A 17,445-nucleotide genomic window follows, 5' to 3' on the forward strand; every position below is an offset into this window, starting at 1 on the left:
GACGTACGTGACGGAGACGCAGACGGTGAGCTCAGCAGGCAAGGTCGGAGAGCGACCGTCGAAGGCGGCCGGGATCATGCACGGCATCGGTCTGGGAGGCTTCATCGACGGCATCGTCCTGCACCAGATCCTGCAGTGGCACCACATGGTCAGTGACGTCGGTGGGTACCCGGTGACGACGGTCGCCGGGTTGGAGGTGAACACGATGGCGGACGGGTTCTTCCACGTTGCGTCGTGGTTCTTCGTGGTCGGTGCGTCGATCGTCACGCTCGCGCAATGGCGCCAGAGCCGGCTTGCCCCGAACTGGAAGTTCCACCTGGGTGGTGTCCTGGCCGGCTGGGGCTTCTTCAACGTCGTGGAAGGTGTGGTCGACCACCAGCTGCTGGGTGTCCACCACGTGCGTGACGACCTCGGTGGTCCGTTGTCGTGGGACATCGGGTTCCTGGTCTTCGGTGTGCTCCTCGTCGTGGGCGGATGGTCGTTGCAGCGCATCGGTGAGCGTCAGCTCGGTCAGCAGGGCCGGGAGCCCCGCGCTCTCTGACCGCAGCAGCCGGGGGCCGCAACCGAATGAGGTGGGTGGGACGCATCCGACGTGGCCTGCGCGGGTACGTCGTGGATCCGGACCCATCGGCACAGGAGGCACCATGTCCTCGGACACCGACCCCGTCAGGGGCCACTCGGGCGAGAAGGCGACTCGCCAGCTCGACAGGGAACGACTCGAACGAGTTCGTCGCTTCGCGAGCGCGCCCGGAGGGGTCGCCCGCGAGCACCTCTACGAGCTCGACAAGCAGTGGGACATCGAGCGGAAGCTGGAGGCGAACGCGGCCACCATCATGCTGCTCAGCACGGCACTCGCCGCCACTCACTCGAAGCGCTGGCTGATGCTCACGGCGGTGGTGCCGGGCTTCCTGCTCCAGCACGCGATCCAGGGGTGGTGTCCGCCCATCGAGGTGTTCCGCCGGCTGGGTGCGCGGTCACGCAACGAGATCGACGCCGAGCGCACGGCCATCAAGGCCCTGCGGGGCGACTTCGCGGGCCTCCCTGACCCCGCCGCACCGGGTGCGGCAGAGCAGGCACTCCAAGCGGCCGGCCGGCGCTGACGCGCCCGCCCGGTAGGGACGTCAGGCCAGGGAGAGGAAGAGCTTCTCCATCTTCTTCACGTCCACGCTGTCGACGTCGTCGCCTTTCGTCAGGCACTGCTGGAGCCCGGTGGCGACGATGGCGAACCCGGCGCGGTCGAGGGCGCGTGAGACGGCTGCGAGCTGGGTGACGACGTCCTCGCAGTCGCGGCCTTCCTCGAGCATCCTCAGGACGCCGTCGAGCTGGCCGCGGGCTCGCTTGATCCGATTGATGGCCGGGGTCATCTCAGTGGGGTCGAGCTCCATCAGGCGCTCCGCTGCTCCGCGGCCTGCTGCTCCGCGAGGGCGGCGTCGACGTCGAGGTCGCGGACGGCGGCGATGAGCTGCTCCAGTGCGGCCGCAGGGAGAGCGCCGGGCTGGGAGAAGACCAGCGTGCCGCCCTTGAAGGCCATCAGGGTGGGGATCGAGGTGATCTGGGCGGCGGCGGAGAGGGACTGCTCCGCCTCGGTGTCCACCTTGCCGAACACGATGTCGGGGTGCGCGAGCGACGCCTTCTCGTAGATGGGGGCGAACATGCGGCACGGACCGCACCAGGACGCCCAGAAGTCGACCAGGACGATGTCGTTGCCGGTGACGGTGCTCTCGAAGTTCGCTGCACCGAGGTCGATGGTGGCCATGGGGTTCTCCTTCGCTGTCGTGGCGCTTCCGCGTGGGTCCGTCAGCACAACGGACATACCCCCGGCGGTATTCCGACCGGGGGAATACCCATCCCGGTACGGGGAACGTAGCCGACACACCCAGTCGACGAGAGGGAGCGCATTCATGAGCCAGGACACCCGCGAGACCGAGACCGTGATGACCGCCGACCTGACCATCATCCCGCTCGAGACCCCGTCCCTCGGCGACCGCAGCTACGTCGTCCACGACGGCGAGGTCGCGTTCGTGGTCGATCCGCAACGCGACATCGACCGCGTCCTCGACCTGCTCGACGAGCAGGGCGTACGGCTGACCGACGTGTTCGAGACGCACATCCACAACGACTACGTGACCGGCGGCCTGGCACTGGCCGGGCGGACCGGAGCGGCGTACCACGTCAACGGCGAGGACGAGGTGTCCTTCGAGCGCACCCCCATCGCCGACGGCCAGACGGTGGCCGTCGGCGAGCGCATGGTGGTGCGCGCGATCTCCACGCCCGGGCACACGTTCACCCACCTGTCCTACGCCCTGGCCACGACCGGTGCCGACGGCGACGAGCCGTACGCCGTCTTCACCGGCGGGTCCCTGCTCTACGGTGCCACCGGCCGACCCGATCTCCTCGGCGAGGAGAACACCGACACCCTGGTCCGCCACCAGCACGCCTCCGCGCACAAGCTCGCGGAGCATCTGCCCGACGCCGCCGAGGTCTACCCCACCCACGGCTTCGGCTCGTTCTGCTCGGCCACCCAGTCGGACGCGACCGAGTCCACCATCGGCCAGGAGAAGCAGACCAACCCGGTGCTGACCCAGGACGAGGAGACCTACGTCCGCGAGCTCCTCGCCGGGCTCGGCGCCTGGCCGGCCTACTACGTCCACATGGGCCCGGCCAACGCCGCCGGGCCAGGGGCCGCGGACCTGTCCCCGGTGCAGGAGGCCGACGCGGACGAGCTGCGTCGCCGGATCGAGGCGGGCGAGTGGGTCGTCGACCTGCGCAACCGCACCGCCTTCGCTGCGGGCCACGCGCCCGGCACGTTCAACTTCGGTCTCGACGGGGCGTTCTCGACCTACCTCGGCTGGCTGATCGAGTGGGGCACCCCGGTCACACTGCTGGGCGAGACCGAGGACGACGTCGCCGAGGCGCAGCGCGAGCTGGTCCGCATCGGCATCGACCGACCCGCCGCCCAGGCGACCGGAGGGCCCGAGCGCTGGGCGACCGGAGAGCTGGCGTCCTTCGCAACCGGCACGTTCGCCGACCTGGCACAGGTCCGCCACCACCGCGAGGTCGTCGTGCTGGACGTCCGCCGCGCCGACGAGCACGAGGACTCCGCCATCTCCGGCGCGGTCAACATCCCCATCCACGAGCTGCCCCGCCGGGTGGGCGAGGTGCCGGCCGGTGAGGTGTGGGTCCACTGCGCCTCCGGCTATCGCGCCTCGGTCGCCGCGTCGTTCCTCGACGCCGCCGGTCGCGACCTGGTCGCGATCGACGACTCGTTCGAGAACGCCGAGAAGGTCGGCCTGCACCTGGTGAGCCCGGGTGACGACCCGCACCCGACGGTCTGACATGACGTTCGTCCTCGCCGTCGCCGCCGGCGCGCTCATCGGCCTCTCGCTCGGAGCGCTCGGCGGCGGCGGATCGATCCTCGCCGTCCCGGTGCTGGTCTACCTCCTCGACCAGTCGGCGACCCAGGCGACCACCGGCTCACTGGTGGTCGTCGGTGTGACCTCCCTGACCGGGGCGGTCGCCGCGCACCGCGCGGGCAACGTGCTGCTCGGTCGCGGGGCCGTCTTCGGCGTCGTGGCGATCGGAGGCGCGGCGGCGGGCGCCAAGGCCTCGGCACTCGTCTCCGACGACGTCCTGCTCGCGGCCTTCGCCGGACTGATGCTGTTCGTGGGCGGCCTGATGGGGTGGCGTCAGCTCCGGCGCTCGCGCGGCGGCACGACGGGGGGTCCCAGGCCGGCCCTGGACGACCCGATCATCACGTTCAGCCCCACCTTCGCCTGCAACTGCCCCCGCGCGCTCAAGGTCCTGGTCACCGCTACCGCAGTGGGCCTGCTCACCGGCTTCCTCGGCGTCGGCGGCGGGTTCCTCGTCGTACCGGCCCTGCTCCTGGCGCTCGCCTTGCCGATGGAGTACGCCGCCGGCACCTCCCTGGTCGTCATCACCGTCACCAGCGCCGCGGCGCTCGTCGTCCGCGCGGGTGTCGGCACCAGTCCCGACTGGGGGGTCGTGGCGGCGCTCACAGCCGTCTCGGCGCTCACCGCCGTGGCCGGTGCCCGCATCGTCGGCCGGCTCGACAGCGACCGGCTGCAAGCGGCGTTCACGGTCCTCGTCCTCGCGGTCGCGACCTACACCGCCTCGCGCGCCCTGCCGGCACTTCTGTGACCCATGAGAACCATCGCGGCGCTCCCTCAGTGCATGCCTGCGCGTTCCCGGTCGGAGGATGGCTCCTCGACGGGACCTCGGCGCCGCCAGGCGACGGCGAGCGCGATGAGCACGATGCCCAGCAGGAGCGACCAGGCCGGGACCTGAGCGGTCCACTCGGCGACGGCGCGCTGGGCGGAGTACTCGAGGTCGGTGAGGTCGCCGAAGCCTAGTGAGCCGGTGAGTCCCGCGGTGCCGTCGTAGCGCAGGAACACCACGCCGACCGCGATGAAGAGCAGGCCGGCGAGCAGTGACGTGGTGTGCAGGCGTACGGCCCCCCAGGACAGGGTGCGCCCGCGCAGCCACCGACGGTGGCCGAGGTCGAAGCGGTCCCACAGCGCCGCCAGCGCGAACAGCGGGGCGGCCATGCCGAGGGCGTAGACCGCGAGCAGCGCTCCGCCCTGCCACGGGGAGTCCTGGGTGGCCGCCACGGTGAGGATGGCGCCCAGCACGGGACCCGAGCAGAAGCCCGCGAGACCGTAGACAGCCCCCAGGAGCAGGGTGGACAGCCACCCGCCGTCGCTGCGCGACGACACGGCCGCCTGCAGGCGCGCCGCCCCCGGCACGGCGAAGCCCCGACCCGCCAGCTGGAGCACGCCCAGGCCGATGATCGTCCATCCCGCGACGGCGATGAGCAGCGGCCGGTGACCGTAGAAGAGCGACGAGGCAGCGCTGGCGCCCGTTCCGAGCGGCACGAGGGTCACCAGCAGGCCGACGTAGAAGACGACGGTCCGCGCCAGGAGCGCGCGCCGGCTGGCGAAGGCGTAGGCGAAGAACGACGGCAGCAGCAGCGCGCTGCACGGTGAGAGCAGTGCCAGGACTCCGGCCGCGAACGCAGCGAGGGCTCCGACCTCGCTCATCGACCCGCTTCCTCGGCGGCCTTCTCGATGGTGCGCTCGAAGACCTCGGTGGGTTGGGCGCCGATGACCGGCACGCCGTTGACGAGGAAGGCGGGAGTGCCGGTCACGCCGATGGCCTGGCCTTCGGCGAAGTCCTCCCGCACCGCCTGCGCGACCTCCGGGGAGTCGAGGTCGTCCCGGAAGCGGTCCACGTCGAGGCCGATGTCCTCGGCCACCGAGACCAGGTGGTCCTCGTCGAGGTCGCCGCTGTTGGGCGGGAGCTGGTCGGCGTACATCGCCTCCTCGAACTCCCAGAACCGGCCCTGCGCCGCCGCTGCGCGGCCGCCACGGGCCGCCACGGTCGACTCCGCGCCCAGGTAGGGGAAGTCGCGCCACTCGATGCGCAGGGTGCCGTCCTCGACGAACTTCTCGACCAGGACGGGCTCGGTGTCGCGGGCGAACTTGCCGCAGAACGGGCACTGGAACTCGGAGTAGGCGACCATCACCACCGGGGCGTCGGGCTCGCCCAGCGCCATCGGGTCGCCGGGCTCACGGCGCACGAGCTGTTCCCAGGACTCAGGAGGAGCCGCCGAGGCAGACGCCGGCGCGGCGTCGACGGGTGCGTCCGCCTCGTCCTCCCCGCCCTGGAGCAGCACGACGGCGAGGACGAGTGCGGCGACGGCGGCGACGATGATCGGGACGAGGGGGCTCCTGCGCTTCTCAGGCACGTGCGGGGTCTCCAAGGATCGGGGTGGGACAGGACAGCTCTCCGAGCAGCCGGCTGCGCAGCGCCCAGAGGAGGAGCAGGACGGCCGCGGCCTGCAGGACGGGCTGGAACGGCTCGAACCACGTCATCGCACCGGCGCTCCCCAGGGCGAGCAGGACGAGCTTGTTGCACACCGGGCAGCCGACGGCGAAGTAGGTCAGCATCCCGCCGGCCCAGCCGCCTCGGCGGCTCGAGGCCCGGTCGGGCTGGCTGGGAGCGCGCACGTACGTCGCGACGAGCAGGCCGCCGAGCAGTGAGGACGTCAGCAGCGAGGGCCACGCCCACCACGTGGGCGGCACCTCGCGGCCGAAGACCGGCGTGTCGATCAGGTCCGTGGGAACGGCGACGACCAGCACGAAGGCAGCCGCGGCGGCGAGCGCCACCAGCCACCGTCGTGCGGGCCAGGCGAGCAGGACCGACCACGGGGCGGTCATGACGCGCCCGCCTCGACGGGGAGCCCGGCGGTGCGCCACTCGAGCATCCCGTCCTCCAGGCGTCGGGCCTCGACTCCAGCCCCGCCCAGGATGCGAACGGCGTCGTGCGCCATGACACAGAAGCTGCCGCGGCAGTACGCCACCACGTGCGACGCCAGCTGCAACGCCTCGACCTCGGAGTCCAGCGTGCCGAGGGGTGTGTTCCGGGCGCCCGGGATGTGGCCGGCGAGGTACTCCTCGGGGGGACGTACGTCGAGCAGGGTCACCTCCCCCTCCGCGAGCATCCGCTCGAGCTCGTCGCGGGTGACCAGGCCCACCTCGTCGGAGCCGGGCAGGTTGAGGTAGGCCTCGAGGGCCTGGCTGACGTCGGCCGAGCGCTCGCGGGCGACGGTGCGCATCGCGGCGTACAGGTGGGCCACGTCGTCGCCGGCGAGCCGGTAGAACACCTTGGTGCCGTCGCGCCGGGTGCGGACCAGGTTGGCGAGCTTGAGCACCTGCAGGTGGGCCGAGACGGTGCTCATGCCCATCCCCGCGGCACGCGCCAGTCCGTCGACCGTGCGCTCGCCCTGCGCGAGCAGCTCGACGAGCTCCAGCCGCTTGGGGCTGCCGAAGGCCTTGCCGACCACGGCGAGCTCGTCGAACAGGTGGTGTCGGCGCTCTTCATTCATCGTTCCTCCAATGATCTTTGGAGAACGGTAGATCCTTTGCTACGGTCGAGCCATACCCCCCCGGGTATCTACCGACATCGAGGAGGATCCATGACCCCCACCGTCATTCCCATCGACACCCCCGGTCTGGGCGACCGGACCTACCTGGCCCACGACGGCTCCGTCGCCTTCGTCGTCGACCCGCAGCGCGACTTCGACCGCGTCCTGGCCGCCGCCGACGAGGCCGGCGTGACGATCACGCACGTCTTCGAGACCCACATCCACAACGACTACGTCACCGGCGGGCTCGCGCTGGCCGAGGCGGTCGGCGCGGAGTACCTCGTCAACGCCGACGACCCGGTGGCCTTCGAGCGCACCCCCGTCCGCGACGGGGACGTCGTCGCCGTCGGGGACAGCATGCGAGTCCGCGTGGTCCACACGCCCGGACACACCCACACCCACCTGTCCTTCGCGCTCTCCGCCGACGGCGAGCCGGTGGCCGTGTTCACCGGTGGGTCGCTGCTCTACGGTTCCACCGGCCGTCCCGACCTGCTCGGCCCGGACCACACCGACGCCCTGGTCCACGCGCAGTGGCACTCCGCCCAGCGCCTGGCCGAGGAGCTTCCCGACGCCACCGAGGTCTACCCGACGCACGGCTTCGGCAGCTTCTGCTCGGCCACCCAGTCCGAGGCGTCGTCGAGCACGATCGGCGACGAGAAGCGGTCGAACCCGGCCCTGACCAAGGACGAGCAGGCGTACGTCGAGGAGCTGGTCGCCGGCCTCGAGGAGTTCCCTGCCTACTACGCCCAGATGGGACCGGCGAACTCCGCCGGCCCCGGTGCCCCCGACCTGACCGAGCCCGAGCTCGCGGACCCGGCCGAGCTGCGCCGCCGCATCGACGCAGGGGAGTGGGTCGTCGACCTCCGGACCCGCTCGGCGTTCGCCGCGGGCCACCTCACCGGCAGCGTGAACTTCGGCATCGACGGGCAGTTCATCACCTACCTCGGCTGGGTCCTGCCCTACGACGCGACCATCACGCTGCTCGGCGAGACGCCGGAGCAGGTGGCCGAGGCGCAGCGTGACATGGTCCGCATCGGCATGGACCCGGCCGCGATGGCCACCGGCAAGCCCGAGGAATGGGCCGACGGCGCCCCGCTGGGGAGCTTCCCGGTCACCGACTTCGCCGGGCTCGCCGAGGACCTGCGCGACAACCCCGCCGCCGAGCGGGTGATCCTCGACGTGCGCCGTCCGGCGGAGTTCGACTCCAGCCACATCGCCGGCGCGGTGAACGTCCCCGTCCACGCCGTCCTGGCCCACCTCGAGTCGATCCCGCGGCAGAAGCTGTGGATCCACTGCGCCGGCGGCTACCGCGCCAGCGTGGTCGCGTCGGTCCTCGCGGCCCGCGGTCACGACGTGGTCGCCATCGACGACTCGTACGACGAGAGCGCCGGCAAGGCCGGGCTCGAGCTCGTCTGACCCCCTCTTCCCCCACACGCACCGAACCAACAAGGAGACACCCTTCACATGACCAGCACTGCTACCGAGGTCCGCACGCTCGACGCCCGGACCCTCCAGGAGCGCCTGGCCGGCGCCGAGCCCCCGCGCGTCCTGGACGTGCGGACGCCGGCGGAGTTCGAGAACGCCCACATCCCGGGCGCCTACAACGTCCCCCTGGACACCCTCCGCGAGCACCGCAACGAGCTGCGCCGCCACCTCGACGAGCACGTCGTCCTGGTGTGCCGCTCGGGGGCCCGCGCCTCGCAGGCCGAGCGAGCCCTCCGAGAGGCCGGGCTTCCCGGTCTCCGCGTGCTCGACGGCGGCATGATCACCTGGGAGCAGACCGGCGCTCCCGTCAACCGGGGCCGGCAGACCTGGGAGCTCGAGCGGCAGGTCCGTCTGGTCGCGGGATCCATCGTCGCCGGCAGCGTCCTCGCGAGCACCGCCGCGCCCAGGCTCAAGTGGGTCGCCGCGGCCATCGGGACCGGCCTCACCGGTGCAGCCCTGACCAACACCTGCGCCATGGGCATGGCGTTGTCCAAGATGCCGTGGAACCGCACGAAGGACTCCTGCGACGTCGACGAGATCGTCGCCGCGCTGGCCGGGGACGACGCGGCATGACCGCCACCTTGGCGCTCGTCCTGGCTCTGGCCGTCGTCGTCGGCATCTCGCTGGGGATGCTCGGCGGTGGCGGGTCGATCCTTACCGTGCCGATCCTGGTGTACGTCGCCGGGCTGGACGCCAAGGTCGCCATCGCGGCGTCGCTCTTCGTGGTCGGCGTCACCTCGCTGGCGGGCATGCTCAGCCATGCCCGCCAGGGGCGGGTGAAGTGGCGCACCGGCCTGATCTTCGGGCTCGCCGGCATGGTCGGTGCCTACTCAGCAGGCCTCGTCGGAGGACACCTGCCCGGCAACGTCCTGCTCATCGCGTTCGCGATCATGATGGTGGCCACCTCGCTGGCCATGCTGCGCGGACGCAAGGCGGCGCCGGCCCACCAGACGTCCGACGGCGAGCTGCCCGTCAAGCGGATCGTGGTCGACGGGCTCGTGGTCGGCGTGGTCACCGGCCTGGTCGGAGCCGGAGGCGGGTTCCTCGTCGTGCCGGCGCTCGTCCTCCTCGGCGGCCTGCCCATGTCGGTGGCTGTCGGCACCTCGCTCCTCGTCATCGCGATGAAGTCGTTCGCCGGGCTGGCGGGCTACCTCAGCTCGGTCGAGCTGCCGTGGGGTCTCGTCCTGGGCGTCACCGCCGCCGCCGTCGTCGGCAGCGTCATCGGCGGCCGGCTGGCCAGCAAGGTGCCGGAGGCCGCGCTGCGCAAGGCCTTCGGCTGGTTCGTGCTGGCCATGGGCATCTTCGTCCTCGTGCAGCAGGGACCGTCCTGGGCCGCGCCGCTGGCGCTCGCGACCCTGGCCACCGTCGCTCTCGCGGCCAGCGTCTGCTGGAACTTCGTGCGGTCCTGCCCCCTCCGTCGCGCCGTCGCCGGCTGACCGCCCGGCTCGGTGGCACCCGCTCCGGGCAGAAAAACTCCGTGAGTCTGCGTCACGGGTGGCGGGCGCCGCCGTCTCCTCGTCAAGGACGCGGGGGCGAAACGGACGGGTGAGCACTGTGGAGACCATCGACGTGACGCGACACGCGTCGGAGCGCCTCTTCGACGCGGGCTTCTGGCTGGAGTGCGAGCTCGAGGCCGCTCAGGTGCTGCGGACCATGACCGGGGCCGACGACGATCACCTCACGCCTGCAGCCGGCGTCGCAGCTTCTTGAGGGACACCCGCGCCCAGGCGTCGTCGAACTCGCGGACGGCTGCTTCGGCGTGCGCCTCCTCGAGCATGTGCAGGCGGCCGTAGGTGAAGCCGTTGTGTCCCTCCACGTGTGCACGCGCACCGTGGTCACGCAGGACCCGGCGTGACATCACCGTGTCCTGGAACTGGCCGAGGACTCGTTGGATCTCCTTGGCCGACGCGGCCACCTCGCGGGCTCGCTTCCCGAGGACCGGAGCCATGGACTCGGCGGCGTAGCGCAGACGCTTCGCCTTCTTGCGGGCGTCGTGGAGAGTGACGTCGCGTTTCGCTCCGCCCGCCGCGCACCGGACCTCCTTCACCGAGCGGCGGAGCCGCTTGGCGTCGCGGTGCAGCAGCCGCGGAAACACCTTCCGGGCCGGCTTCTGCGCCTCGGCCGTGAAGGACGGAGCTCGCACGAGCTCGTCGAGGTCGTCCAGCAGCCGGAAGTAGCGCTGGTCCCCGAGTGTGGCGAGCGTCGTTTCGCGGGCGGCCCGTTCAGCCGCCCTGAGGTCGTCGTCGATGGATGCGGCCACCGGGCCGAGCACCAGGTGGTCCGGCTCGGCCGCCACCAGCTCGATCAACCGTTCCCGGAGGACCTGGGCGTCCCGCGCCGGTCCGAGCGCCCGGCCGAGCCACCGCAGCTCCCGGGCCAGCGCGTCGGTGGCGGCGGCGTCCTCGAAGAGCGGACCGTACGTCTTGAGGGTCGACCGCAGCCGACGGGCGGCGATGCGCATCTTGTGCACGGACCCGTCCGCGCCGGCCCTGACCCGCCGGTCCTGCTCGAGCAGCCGGTCGACCTGCCGTCCCAGCCGGTGCGTGATGGCGACTCCGGCGGTGGATCGGCGGAGCTCCCTCTTGCGCATCGGCGACGTCGCAGGGGGAAGGTGGTCGGCCAGTGTCCGGGCCAGCTTCGAAGCCGCCTGCGCCCGTCGGGCGCCGGCCTCCCAGAACACCTCCTCGACCAGGTCGAGGAGGGCGTCGTCACCGGCGACCAGCTCGACCTCCCACTCGCGCCACTCGTCCACCTGGTCGCCGAGGTGGAGCTGTTCGGTGCGTACGTGGTCGTCGCAGACGTGGGCCAGCACGGCGTCGTCGGCGTCGAGCAGCGCACGCTCGAGGCGATGCGTGGCGATGCGCGCGACCGGGACCAGGTGACGGTCCCGCACCAGGGCTCGCACCGGCTCGAGCAGAGGTCGGGGGACCGTTCGGGTGGCGCGCCCGAGCGGCCGCCGCAGCTCGATCCGGGTGTCGCCGACCGGGGGCAGCTTCAGGTGCCAGCCCGCATCAGCGCCCCCGGTCCTGCGCCGTACGGTGACACCGCGGCGCGCCAGGTCGAGGTCGACGGTGTCGAAGTAGACCGCCTCGAGGTCGTGCGCGACCGCCTGACCCACCCGTGCCACGCCATCGACATCGAGCATCGTCGGAAGGACGGTCGCGGAGTCGACGTCGAAGGTGCGCTCGGTCTCGGTCCAGGACACGTTCGCCATGACACATTCTCCGCTGCGGGGAGCCACGCGCGCACCCTGCGCGAGGGTGAGTGATGAGTTCCGGCCCCCGCCGCCGTCATACGGGTGACAAGGACACGACGGACGGAAGGATGGGCCATGACGGTCGACACGAGTGTGGAGGAGGTCCACGTGGGCGAGCTGGCGGACGTGGACGAGGCGGGCTTCGCGGAGCTCGCCGAGCGGCACCGACGCGAGCTGCACGTGCACTGCTACCGGATGCTCGGGTCGTTCCAGGACGCCGAGGACGCGGTGCAGGAGACCTTCCTCAAGGCGTGGCGGGCGCGCGGGACGTACGAGGGGCGCTCGACCGTCCGGGCCTGGCTCTACCGGATCGCGACCAACGCGTGTCTCGACCTGCTCGACGCGCGCCGTCCCGGGCCCGCGACGGGTGGGGAGGTGCGGTGGCTGCAGCCGTACCCCGACAGCCTGCTCGACGAGCTGCCCGCTGCCGACGCCGAGGAGCCCGAGGCGCTCGCGATGGCGCGGGAGACGATCGAGCTGGCGTACGTCGTGGCGGTCCAGCACCTCGCGCCGCGACCGCGTGCCGTGCTCGTCCTGCGTGACGTGCTCGGCTGGCCGGCGAAGGACGTCGCCGACCTGCTCGGCGACTCGGTCAACTCCGTCAACAGCGCCCTCCAGCGGGCCCGCGCCGGCATGCGCGAGCACCTGCCCGCCGAGCGCCAGGAGTGGACGGGCGCGGACACGGACGTGGAGAACCGCGAGCTCGTACGCCGCTTCACCGACGCCAGCGTGGCGACCGACCTCGACGCGATCGCCGCGATGATGCGTGACGACGTCCGCTACTCGATGCCGCCGTGGGAGGGACTGGTCGTCGGCCGGGACGCCGTCGTCGCGGACTGGACGGCCAACGGCTACCCCGAGATGACCGGCCTGCGCGCGGTCCCCACGGCGGTCAACCGCCAGCCGGCGGTCGCCTACTACCTGTGGCGCGAGCAGGAGGCGGCGTACGTCGCCCTGACCCTCGACGTGCTGCGCATCTCCGGCGGGATGGTCACCGAGGTCACCATCTTCGACGCCGACCGGTTCGCCTCGCTCGGCTTGCCCGAGCGGCTGGGCGCCGACGAGGCCGGGCAGTGAGCGCTCGGCGGCTCGTCGCCACCGGGCTGGGGGCCGCCGTCGCGGCGGCCGCGCTGAACGCCGTCGTGGCCGCGGTCGCGCGTGCCGCGGGCGTCGACCTCGAGGTCACCGGCGGCGAGGCCATCCCGGTGTCGGGCATCGCGTTCGTCACCACCGTCTTCTCCGTGGTCGGGGTCGGCATCGCGGCGGGGCTGCGGCAGTGGAGCGACCGGCCTGTGCAGTGGTGGTGGCGCACGACCGTCGCGCTGACCGCGATCTCCCTGGTCCCGCCGTTCCTGGCGGCCGCCGACACCGCCACGGCCCTGACCCTCGTGCTGCTGCACCTCCTCGCCGCGGCGCTGGTGGTCCCGACGGTCGCGCGGACGCTCCGGATGGCCGCCTGACGTACTTCGTCCACGACGGCCTGGGCGCCCTCGACGCGGCCGTGCGCAGTCGGGAGACCGAGGCCCTGCGCCCGCCCTCGTGGGGGTAGTCCAGTGGGTAGTGGCTGGCAACGACCCCCGTGGGGTAGTCCAGTGGGAAGTGGCTGGGAGATCGGTCCGGGGTCGACCGGAACCCACTGGACTACCCCGACCGACAACCACACCCCCCTGGACTACCCCGGCCCGGAGCCAGACGCCACTGGACTACCGACGGGCGGGCCGGCCGTCCGGCCGTCACCCCGGACCCCGGACCCCGGACACCAGACACCAGGGGGCAGGCGCCGGGCTCAGCCCGGGCCGTCCGGGTGCGCCTCGTCGTACGCCCGGGCGAGGCGCTGCGGCACCACCATCCGCCACGCGTCCACCACGATCTCGCGGGCCTCGACCGGGTCGAGCTCGGCCAGGGTCGCGTGCACCCAGTTGAACCGCAGGTCCGACTCGTCGGGCAGGTGGAAGCGCGGGTCGCTTTCGACGAGGGCGTCGCGCTCCTCCTTGGGGAACGCGAATCCCATCACGGTCTCGTCCTCGGAGAACGCGACGTAGACGATCGAGCCGACCCGGAACTTCAGCCGCCCGCGCACGGTGGCGACGTACGACCGCTCCAGGGTCGAGCCCAGCTGCAGGACGTCGTCGAGCACCGCCACTCGACCAGTATCCGCACGTCGTCGCCAGCGGGCATCCCCAGAACTCGGGCCTGTCGCCCTGTCTCGGGCGGGCCACCGACAACTCCCCCTCGGGGTGATGTGTCCACCCCCCGACGTGGCTAGCGTCCCCAGCAGCCATGCACACCGACGACCCCCAGCTCCTGACGCTGACCTACACCAGCGCAGCGACGCGCCTGATGTCGGTCGCCCAGCTCGTCGAGCTGATCGAGCAGATCCGCCCCAAGAACGAGCGCCTGGGGCTGACCGGGTTGCTGCTCTACAGCGGCGGCAACGTGATCCAGACGCTCGAGGGCACGTCGTTTGCCGTCGACTCCGTGTTCGACGCGATCCAGGGCGACCCCCGCCACGGCGACGTACGCGTCGTCGACCGGCGCCACGTCGTCGACCGCTCCTTCTCGACGTGGTCGATGGGCTTTCGCAACGTCTCCGCCCGCGAGGTCGCCGACCTCCAGGACTTCGACGAGTTCGCCCGCCAGTCCGTCGGGCACGACCTCCTCGCCCACGTGGCGCCGGCCTTCGAGCTGCTCGAGTCCTTCCGGCTCAACACCGCCTGAGGACCGCCCGGCCACCGCCGGACGCCTGCATCGGGGTGGGGTCGTGCTTCGGTGCCGGTCGTAGGGTCGAGGACATGCAGACTCGCACCCTCGGCAACCAGCAGGTCGGCGCCATCGGGCTCGGCCTGATGACCTTCGACCAGACCGGCACCCAGCCGCGCCAGCAGCTCCTCGACACCGTCTCCGCCGCCCTCGAGGCCGGCGTCACGCTCTTCGACACCGCCGACGCCTACGGTCCTGGCGACGAGAAGGGCGAGGGCGCCCAGGGCGAGAACGAGCGCCTCATCGCCTCGCTCCTCGACGAGCTCGGCGTGCGCGACCAGGTGCTGCTCGCCACCAAGGGCGGCCACGTCCGCACCGAGGGCGGCGGCTGGGACACCGACAGCTCCGCGGCCCACCTCCGCGAGGCCGTCGACGCCAGCCTGCAGCGCCTCGGCGTGGACCAGCTGTCGCTGTGGCAGCACCACCGCCCCGACCCCAAGGTCCCCTACGCCGAGGTCATCGGCACGCTCAAGGAGATCGCCGACAGCGGCAAGGTCGCCCACCTCGGCCTCTCCAACGCCGACCCGCAGCAGATCCGCGACGCGCACGCGGTCCTCGGTGACGCCCTGGTGAGCGTGCAGAACCAGTTCAGCCCGAAGTTCCGCTCGAGCAAGCCGGAGATCGACGTCTGCGAGGAGCTCGGCCTCGCGTTCCTGCCGTGGAGCCCGCTGGGTGGCCTCTCCGACGCCAAGGAGCTCGCCGAGAAGCACCCCGCCTTCGCCGAGATCGCACGGGACCGCGGCGTCAGCGCCCAGCAGGTCGCCCTCGCGTGGGAGCTGGCGCAGTCGCCGGTCGTCATCCCGATCCCCGGCGCGAAGCGCCCCTCGTCGATCACCGACTCGGCGGCCGCGGCCGACATCGAGCTCACCGCCGACGAGCTGGCCCGGCTCGACGCGAGCTGAGGCGACCGTGCCCCGCCCGCTCCTCGCCCGCGCAGTCGACGCGGCCATGGACCGCTCGCTCGTCCTCGGCTACACCACGATCGGCCTCGCCGTGCGGCGTACGCTCCCCGGCTGGCCGGCCGACCCGCTGCCGCGCTCGCTCGAGGGACGCCACGTCCTCGTCACCGGAGCGAGCTCCGGGCTGGGCATCGCCACGGTCGAGGGCCTGGTCACCTACGGCGCCGTCGTGCACATGCTCGTGCGTGACGAGGCCAAGGGGGCCGGGGTCGCTGAGCGGATCCGGGCGACGCACCCCGGCGCGGACGTACGACTGTGGCGCTGCGACGTCGCCGACCTCGACGACGTACGCCGCTTCGCCGCCGACCTCGCCGGCGAGGTCCCCGACCTCCACGCGATCGTGCACAACGCCGGCGTCATGCCGCCGACCCGCAGCGAGTCGCCGCAGGGCCACGAGCTCAGCCTCGCGGTGCACCTCGTCGGGCCGGTGGTGATGACCGAGGCGCTGCGGGGACCCCTCTCCACCGGAGCCGGCGGCCGGGTGGTGCTGGTCAGCAGCGGCGGGATGTACGGCCAGCCGCTGCGCGCCGACGACCCGGGCTACACGACCGGCGACTACTCGCCGACCACGTCGTACGCCCGGTCCAAGCGCTGGCAGGTCGAGACGGCACCGCTCCTCGGCGAGCGCTGGGCCGCGGACGGGATCACCGTGGCCACCATGCACCCGGGCTGGGCCGACACCCCCGGGGTGCAGGAGTCCCTGCCGACCTTCCGCAGGCTCACCCGCCCGGTCCTGCGCGACGACGCCCAGGGGGCCGACACCAGCGTGTGGCTCACCGCCGTCGAGCCCGCGCCGCCGACGGGGCGCTTCTGGCACGACCGCGTCGAGCGGCCGACCAACCTGCTCCCGACGACGCGGGCGAGCGGCTCCGACCGGGCCCGGGCGTGGTCGTGGCTGCGCGAGGCGGCCGGGTTCGACTGAGCCGTCGTCCGCGACGAGTCCGTATGGTGGCGCGGTGCTGAGCCTGCAGATCGACGACGACGTCCGCCTGACCGACCTCGAGCCTTGGCACGCCGAGCAGCTCGCCGAGCTGTTCCGCGCGCACGGCGCCGACTTCTACGACTGGCTGCCGTGGGAGGGCTTCGAGGACGTCGAGGGGGCCCGTGGCTTCATCGACGGCTTCACCAAGGGCCGCGGCGAGGGCAACCGCCGCCTCTACGGCATCTGGGTCGACGACGAGCTCGTGGGCGGGACGCTCTTCCCGAGCATCAACGCGCGCTCCCGGACCGCTGAGGCCGGCGTCTTCCTCGCCGCCTCCGCCCGTGGTCGCGGGATCGTCACCCGGGCCGTCGCCGCCATGCTCGACTGGGCGTTCACCGAGCGCGACCTGCACCGCGTGGAGTGGCGCTGCGCCCCGGGCAACTTCGCGAGCCGACGCGTCGCCGAGCGCCTCGGGTTCACCCATGAGGGCACCCTGCGCGAGGTGTTCCCGGTGCGCGAGGAGCGTCAGGACCTCGAGGTGTGGGCGATCCTGGCGCGCGAGTGGTCCGGCCTGCCGACCCGACGCACATAAAACTTGACTGGTTCAAGAAAAGGGGGCAGGGTGGAGCGCGATGGACGACCACGCGACCGAGGCTGAGTTCGAGCACCTGCTCCGCAGCGCTGACCTGAGGGTCACCCGCCCGCGTCTCGCCGTCCTGCGCGCCGTACGCCGCCACCCGCACGCCGACACGGGCAGCGTCCTCGCGGCCGTACGCTCCGAGGAGCCGACGGTCTCCCACCAGGCCGTGTACGACGTGCTCGGCGCACTGTCGGAGTCCGGGCTGGTCCGCAGGATCCAGCCGGCCGGCTCGGTCGCGCGCTACGAGCTGCGCGTCGGCGACAACCACCACCACGTGGTCTGCCGCTCGTGCGGCGTCGTCGCCGACGTCGACTGCGCCGTCGGCGTACGCCCGTGCCTCGACGCCTCCGACACCCACGGCTTCGTCATCGACGAGGCCGAGGTCACCTACTGGGGCCTCTGCCCCGCCTGCTCAACCGCCACAGACACCAGCCCAGACACCGCTGCCAACACCACCGACACCCGCTCGTGACCTCGACA

23 protein-coding genes are annotated in these 17,445 nt (G+C 72.2%); 15 read left to right on the top strand and 8 right to left on the bottom strand.

Translation table 11 applies throughout. The features are described from left to right. Window positions 1-7: 7 nt before the first annotated feature. Window positions 8-541 (top strand): DUF2243 domain-containing protein, encoded by a 534-nt coding sequence (locus AC57BS_RS23520; RefSeq protein WP_496413862.1) that lies wholly within the window; start codon window positions 8-10, stop codon window positions 539-541. A 103-nt stretch (window positions 542-644) separates the two neighbouring features. Continuing rightward, complete coding sequence (locus tag AC57BS_RS23525) at window positions 645-1,100, top strand: hypothetical protein (RefSeq protein ID WP_496413863.1); 456 nt, start codon at window positions 645-647, stop codon at window positions 1,098-1,100. Between the two features lie 21 nt (window positions 1,101-1,121). Here AC57BS_RS23525 and AC57BS_RS23530 read toward each other — a convergent pair whose 3' ends face one another. After that, the gene (locus AC57BS_RS23530) at window positions 1,122-1,385 is read right to left on the bottom strand and encodes a metal-sensitive transcriptional regulator (protein WP_496413864.1); all 264 of its coding nucleotides are present in this window, start codon (window positions 1,383-1,385) and stop codon (window positions 1,122-1,124) included. Continuing rightward, the gene (gene trxA / locus AC57BS_RS23535) at window positions 1,385-1,756 is read right to left on the bottom strand and encodes a thioredoxin (RefSeq protein ID WP_496413865.1); all 372 of its coding nucleotides are present in this window, start codon (window positions 1,754-1,756) and stop codon (window positions 1,385-1,387) included. Before trxA ends, AC57BS_RS23530 begins: the two co-directional genes overlap by 1 nt. Before the next feature lie 145 nt (window positions 1,757-1,901). On the opposite strand from trxA, the gene AC57BS_RS23540 reads away from it, so the two are divergent. Both AC57BS_RS23540 and AC57BS_RS23545 read left to right on the top strand, forming a co-directional pair. Next, window positions 1,902-3,335, top strand: a complete 1,434-nt coding sequence (locus AC57BS_RS23540; protein WP_496413866.1) for a rhodanese-like domain-containing protein — start codon at window positions 1,902-1,904, stop codon at window positions 3,333-3,335. Window position 3,336: 1 nt separating this feature from the next. Further along, the gene (locus AC57BS_RS23545) at window positions 3,337-4,158 is read left to right on the top strand and encodes a TSUP family transporter (RefSeq protein WP_496413867.1); all 822 of its coding nucleotides are present in this window, start codon (window positions 3,337-3,339) and stop codon (window positions 4,156-4,158) included. 26 nt (window positions 4,159-4,184) lie between these two features. Here the strand turns inward: AC57BS_RS23545 and AC57BS_RS23550 are convergent, their stop codons facing one another. From AC57BS_RS23550 to AC57BS_RS23565, 4 genes are read right to left on the bottom strand one after another with little or no spacing between them, the layout of a single operon-like run. Beyond that, the gene (locus AC57BS_RS23550) at window positions 4,185-5,057 is read right to left on the bottom strand and encodes a cytochrome c biogenesis CcdA family protein (RefSeq protein ID WP_496413868.1); all 873 of its coding nucleotides are present in this window, start codon (window positions 5,055-5,057) and stop codon (window positions 4,185-4,187) included. Continuing rightward, window positions 5,054-5,764 (bottom strand): DsbA family protein, encoded by a 711-nt coding sequence (locus AC57BS_RS23555; RefSeq protein WP_496413869.1) that lies wholly within the window; start codon window positions 5,762-5,764, stop codon window positions 5,054-5,056. The genes AC57BS_RS23550 and AC57BS_RS23555 overlap by 4 nt, the downstream gene beginning before the upstream one ends. Further along, a complete protein-coding gene (locus AC57BS_RS23560; RefSeq protein ID WP_496413870.1) occupies window positions 5,757-6,236 on the bottom strand; it encodes a hypothetical protein in 480 nt (159 codons plus the stop codon). Before AC57BS_RS23560 ends, AC57BS_RS23555 begins: the two co-directional genes overlap by 8 nt. Then, the gene (locus AC57BS_RS23565) at window positions 6,233-6,904 is read right to left on the bottom strand and encodes an ArsR/SmtB family transcription factor (protein ID WP_496413871.1); all 672 of its coding nucleotides are present in this window, start codon (window positions 6,902-6,904) and stop codon (window positions 6,233-6,235) included. The genes AC57BS_RS23560 and AC57BS_RS23565 overlap by 4 nt, the downstream gene beginning before the upstream one ends. 90 nt (window positions 6,905-6,994) lie before the next feature. Here AC57BS_RS23565 and AC57BS_RS23570 point away from each other — a divergent pair, with 90 nt between their 5' ends. From AC57BS_RS23570 to AC57BS_RS23585, 4 genes are all read left to right on the top strand, one after another. Further along, a complete protein-coding gene (locus AC57BS_RS23570; RefSeq protein WP_496413872.1) occupies window positions 6,995-8,359 on the top strand; it encodes an MBL fold metallo-hydrolase in 1,365 nt (454 codons plus the stop codon). A gap of 48 nt (window positions 8,360-8,407) precedes the next feature. Then, window positions 8,408-9,001 carry a rhodanese-like domain-containing protein gene (locus tag AC57BS_RS23575; protein WP_496413873.1) on the top strand — a complete coding sequence of 198 codons (594 nt, stop codon included), beginning with the start codon at window positions 8,408-8,410 and terminating at the stop codon, window positions 8,999-9,001. Beyond that, on the top strand, window positions 8,998-9,864 hold the full coding sequence (locus AC57BS_RS23580; protein ID WP_496413874.1) for a sulfite exporter TauE/SafE family protein: 867 nt from the start codon (window positions 8,998-9,000) through the stop codon (window positions 9,862-9,864). The genes AC57BS_RS23575 and AC57BS_RS23580 overlap by 4 nt, the downstream gene beginning before the upstream one ends. 109 nt (window positions 9,865-9,973) lie before the next feature. Beyond that, entirely contained in the window at window positions 9,974-10,138 is a 165-nt protein-coding gene (locus AC57BS_RS23585) for a hypothetical protein (protein ID WP_496413875.1), read from the top strand. Here AC57BS_RS23585 and AC57BS_RS23590 read toward each other — a convergent pair. Then, window positions 10,107-11,642 carry a CYTH and CHAD domain-containing protein gene (locus AC57BS_RS23590; protein ID WP_496413876.1) on the bottom strand — a complete coding sequence of 512 codons (1,536 nt, stop codon included), beginning with the start codon at window positions 11,640-11,642 and terminating at the stop codon, window positions 10,107-10,109. The two genes, AC57BS_RS23585 and AC57BS_RS23590, sit on opposite strands and share 32 nt — an antisense overlap. Before the next feature lie 117 nt (window positions 11,643-11,759). On the opposite strand from AC57BS_RS23590, the gene AC57BS_RS23595 reads away from it, so the two are divergent. Further along, complete coding sequence (locus AC57BS_RS23595) at window positions 11,760-12,761, top strand: RNA polymerase subunit sigma-70 (RefSeq protein ID WP_496413877.1); 1,002 nt, start codon at window positions 11,760-11,762, stop codon at window positions 12,759-12,761. After that, window positions 12,758-13,144: a DUF6069 family protein gene (locus AC57BS_RS23600; protein WP_496413878.1), complete on the top strand. Its 387-nt coding sequence runs from the start codon at window positions 12,758-12,760 to the stop codon at window positions 13,142-13,144. Before AC57BS_RS23595 ends, AC57BS_RS23600 begins: the two co-directional genes overlap by 4 nt. 326 nt (window positions 13,145-13,470) lie before the next feature. On the opposite strand, the gene AC57BS_RS23605 is transcribed toward AC57BS_RS23600, so the two are convergent. Beyond that, complete coding sequence (locus AC57BS_RS23605) at window positions 13,471-13,827, bottom strand: MmcQ/YjbR family DNA-binding protein (RefSeq protein WP_496413879.1); 357 nt, start codon at window positions 13,825-13,827, stop codon at window positions 13,471-13,473. Between the two features lie 137 nt (window positions 13,828-13,964). Between AC57BS_RS23605 and AC57BS_RS23610 the strand changes: the two genes are divergently transcribed. The 5 genes from AC57BS_RS23610 (at window position 13,965) to AC57BS_RS23630 (ending at window position 17,437) form a co-directional block, all read left to right on the top strand. Then, complete coding sequence (locus tag AC57BS_RS23610) at window positions 13,965-14,402, top strand: BLUF domain-containing protein (RefSeq protein WP_496413880.1); 438 nt, start codon at window positions 13,965-13,967, stop codon at window positions 14,400-14,402. Between the two features lie 74 nt (window positions 14,403-14,476). Beyond that, the gene (locus tag AC57BS_RS23615; protein ID WP_496413881.1) at window positions 14,477-15,346 is read left to right on the top strand and encodes an aldo/keto reductase; all 870 of its coding nucleotides are present in this window, start codon (window positions 14,477-14,479) and stop codon (window positions 15,344-15,346) included. Window positions 15,347-15,353: 7 nt separating this feature from the next. Further along, the gene (locus AC57BS_RS23620; RefSeq protein ID WP_496413882.1) at window positions 15,354-16,325 is read left to right on the top strand and encodes an SDR family NAD(P)-dependent oxidoreductase; all 972 of its coding nucleotides are present in this window, start codon (window positions 15,354-15,356) and stop codon (window positions 16,323-16,325) included. A gap of 34 nt (window positions 16,326-16,359) precedes the next feature. Beyond that, window positions 16,360-16,917, top strand: a complete 558-nt coding sequence (locus AC57BS_RS23625; protein WP_496413883.1) for a GNAT family N-acetyltransferase — start codon at window positions 16,360-16,362, stop codon at window positions 16,915-16,917. A 40-nt stretch (window positions 16,918-16,957) separates the two neighbouring features. After that, window positions 16,958-17,437, top strand: coding sequence for a Fur family transcriptional regulator (locus AC57BS_RS23630; RefSeq protein WP_496413884.1), 480 nt, complete (start codon window positions 16,958-16,960; stop codon window positions 17,435-17,437). Window positions 17,438-17,445 lie beyond the last annotated feature (8 nt).

Source organism: Nocardioides sp. BGA-UO-ETr-FS32 (genome assembly GCF_059567905.1).

Bases quoted from the DNA above. Each gene is read 5' to 3' on its own strand.
- AC57BS_RS23525 (WP_496413863.1), top strand. From the start codon at position 645: ATGTCCTCGGACACCGACCCCGTCAGGGGCCACTCGGGCGAGAAGGCG.
- AC57BS_RS23530 (WP_496413864.1), bottom strand. From the start codon at position 1,385: ATGGAGCTCGACCCCACTGAGATGACCCCGGCCATCAATCGGATCAAG.
- trxA (WP_496413865.1), bottom strand. From the start codon at position 1,756: ATGGCCACCATCGACCTCGGTGCAGCGAACTTCGAGAGCACCGTCACC.
- AC57BS_RS23540 (WP_496413866.1), top strand. From the start codon at position 1,902: ATGAGCCAGGACACCCGCGAGACCGAGACCGTGATGACCGCCGACCTG.
- AC57BS_RS23545 (WP_496413867.1), top strand. From the start codon at position 3,337: ATGACGTTCGTCCTCGCCGTCGCCGCCGGCGCGCTCATCGGCCTCTCG.
- AC57BS_RS23550 (WP_496413868.1), bottom strand. From the start codon at position 5,057: ATGAGCGAGGTCGGAGCCCTCGCTGCGTTCGCGGCCGGAGTCCTGGCA.
- AC57BS_RS23560 (WP_496413870.1), bottom strand. From the start codon at position 6,236: ATGACCGCCCCGTGGTCGGTCCTGCTCGCCTGGCCCGCACGACGGTGG.
- AC57BS_RS23565 (WP_496413871.1), bottom strand. From the start codon at position 6,904: ATGAATGAAGAGCGCCGACACCACCTGTTCGACGAGCTCGCCGTGGTC.
- AC57BS_RS23570 (WP_496413872.1), top strand. From the start codon at position 6,995: ATGACCCCCACCGTCATTCCCATCGACACCCCCGGTCTGGGCGACCGG.
- AC57BS_RS23575 (WP_496413873.1), top strand. From the start codon at position 8,408: ATGACCAGCACTGCTACCGAGGTCCGCACGCTCGACGCCCGGACCCTC.
- AC57BS_RS23580 (WP_496413874.1), top strand. From the start codon at position 8,998: ATGACCGCCACCTTGGCGCTCGTCCTGGCTCTGGCCGTCGTCGTCGGC.
- AC57BS_RS23590 (WP_496413876.1), bottom strand. From the start codon at position 11,642: ATGGCGAACGTGTCCTGGACCGAGACCGAGCGCACCTTCGACGTCGAC.
- AC57BS_RS23595 (WP_496413877.1), top strand. From the start codon at position 11,760: ATGACGGTCGACACGAGTGTGGAGGAGGTCCACGTGGGCGAGCTGGCG.
- AC57BS_RS23610 (WP_496413880.1), top strand. From the start codon at position 13,965: ATGCACACCGACGACCCCCAGCTCCTGACGCTGACCTACACCAGCGCA.
- AC57BS_RS23615 (WP_496413881.1), top strand. From the start codon at position 14,477: ATGCAGACTCGCACCCTCGGCAACCAGCAGGTCGGCGCCATCGGGCTC.
- AC57BS_RS23630 (WP_496413884.1), top strand. From the start codon at position 16,958: ATGGACGACCACGCGACCGAGGCTGAGTTCGAGCACCTGCTCCGCAGC.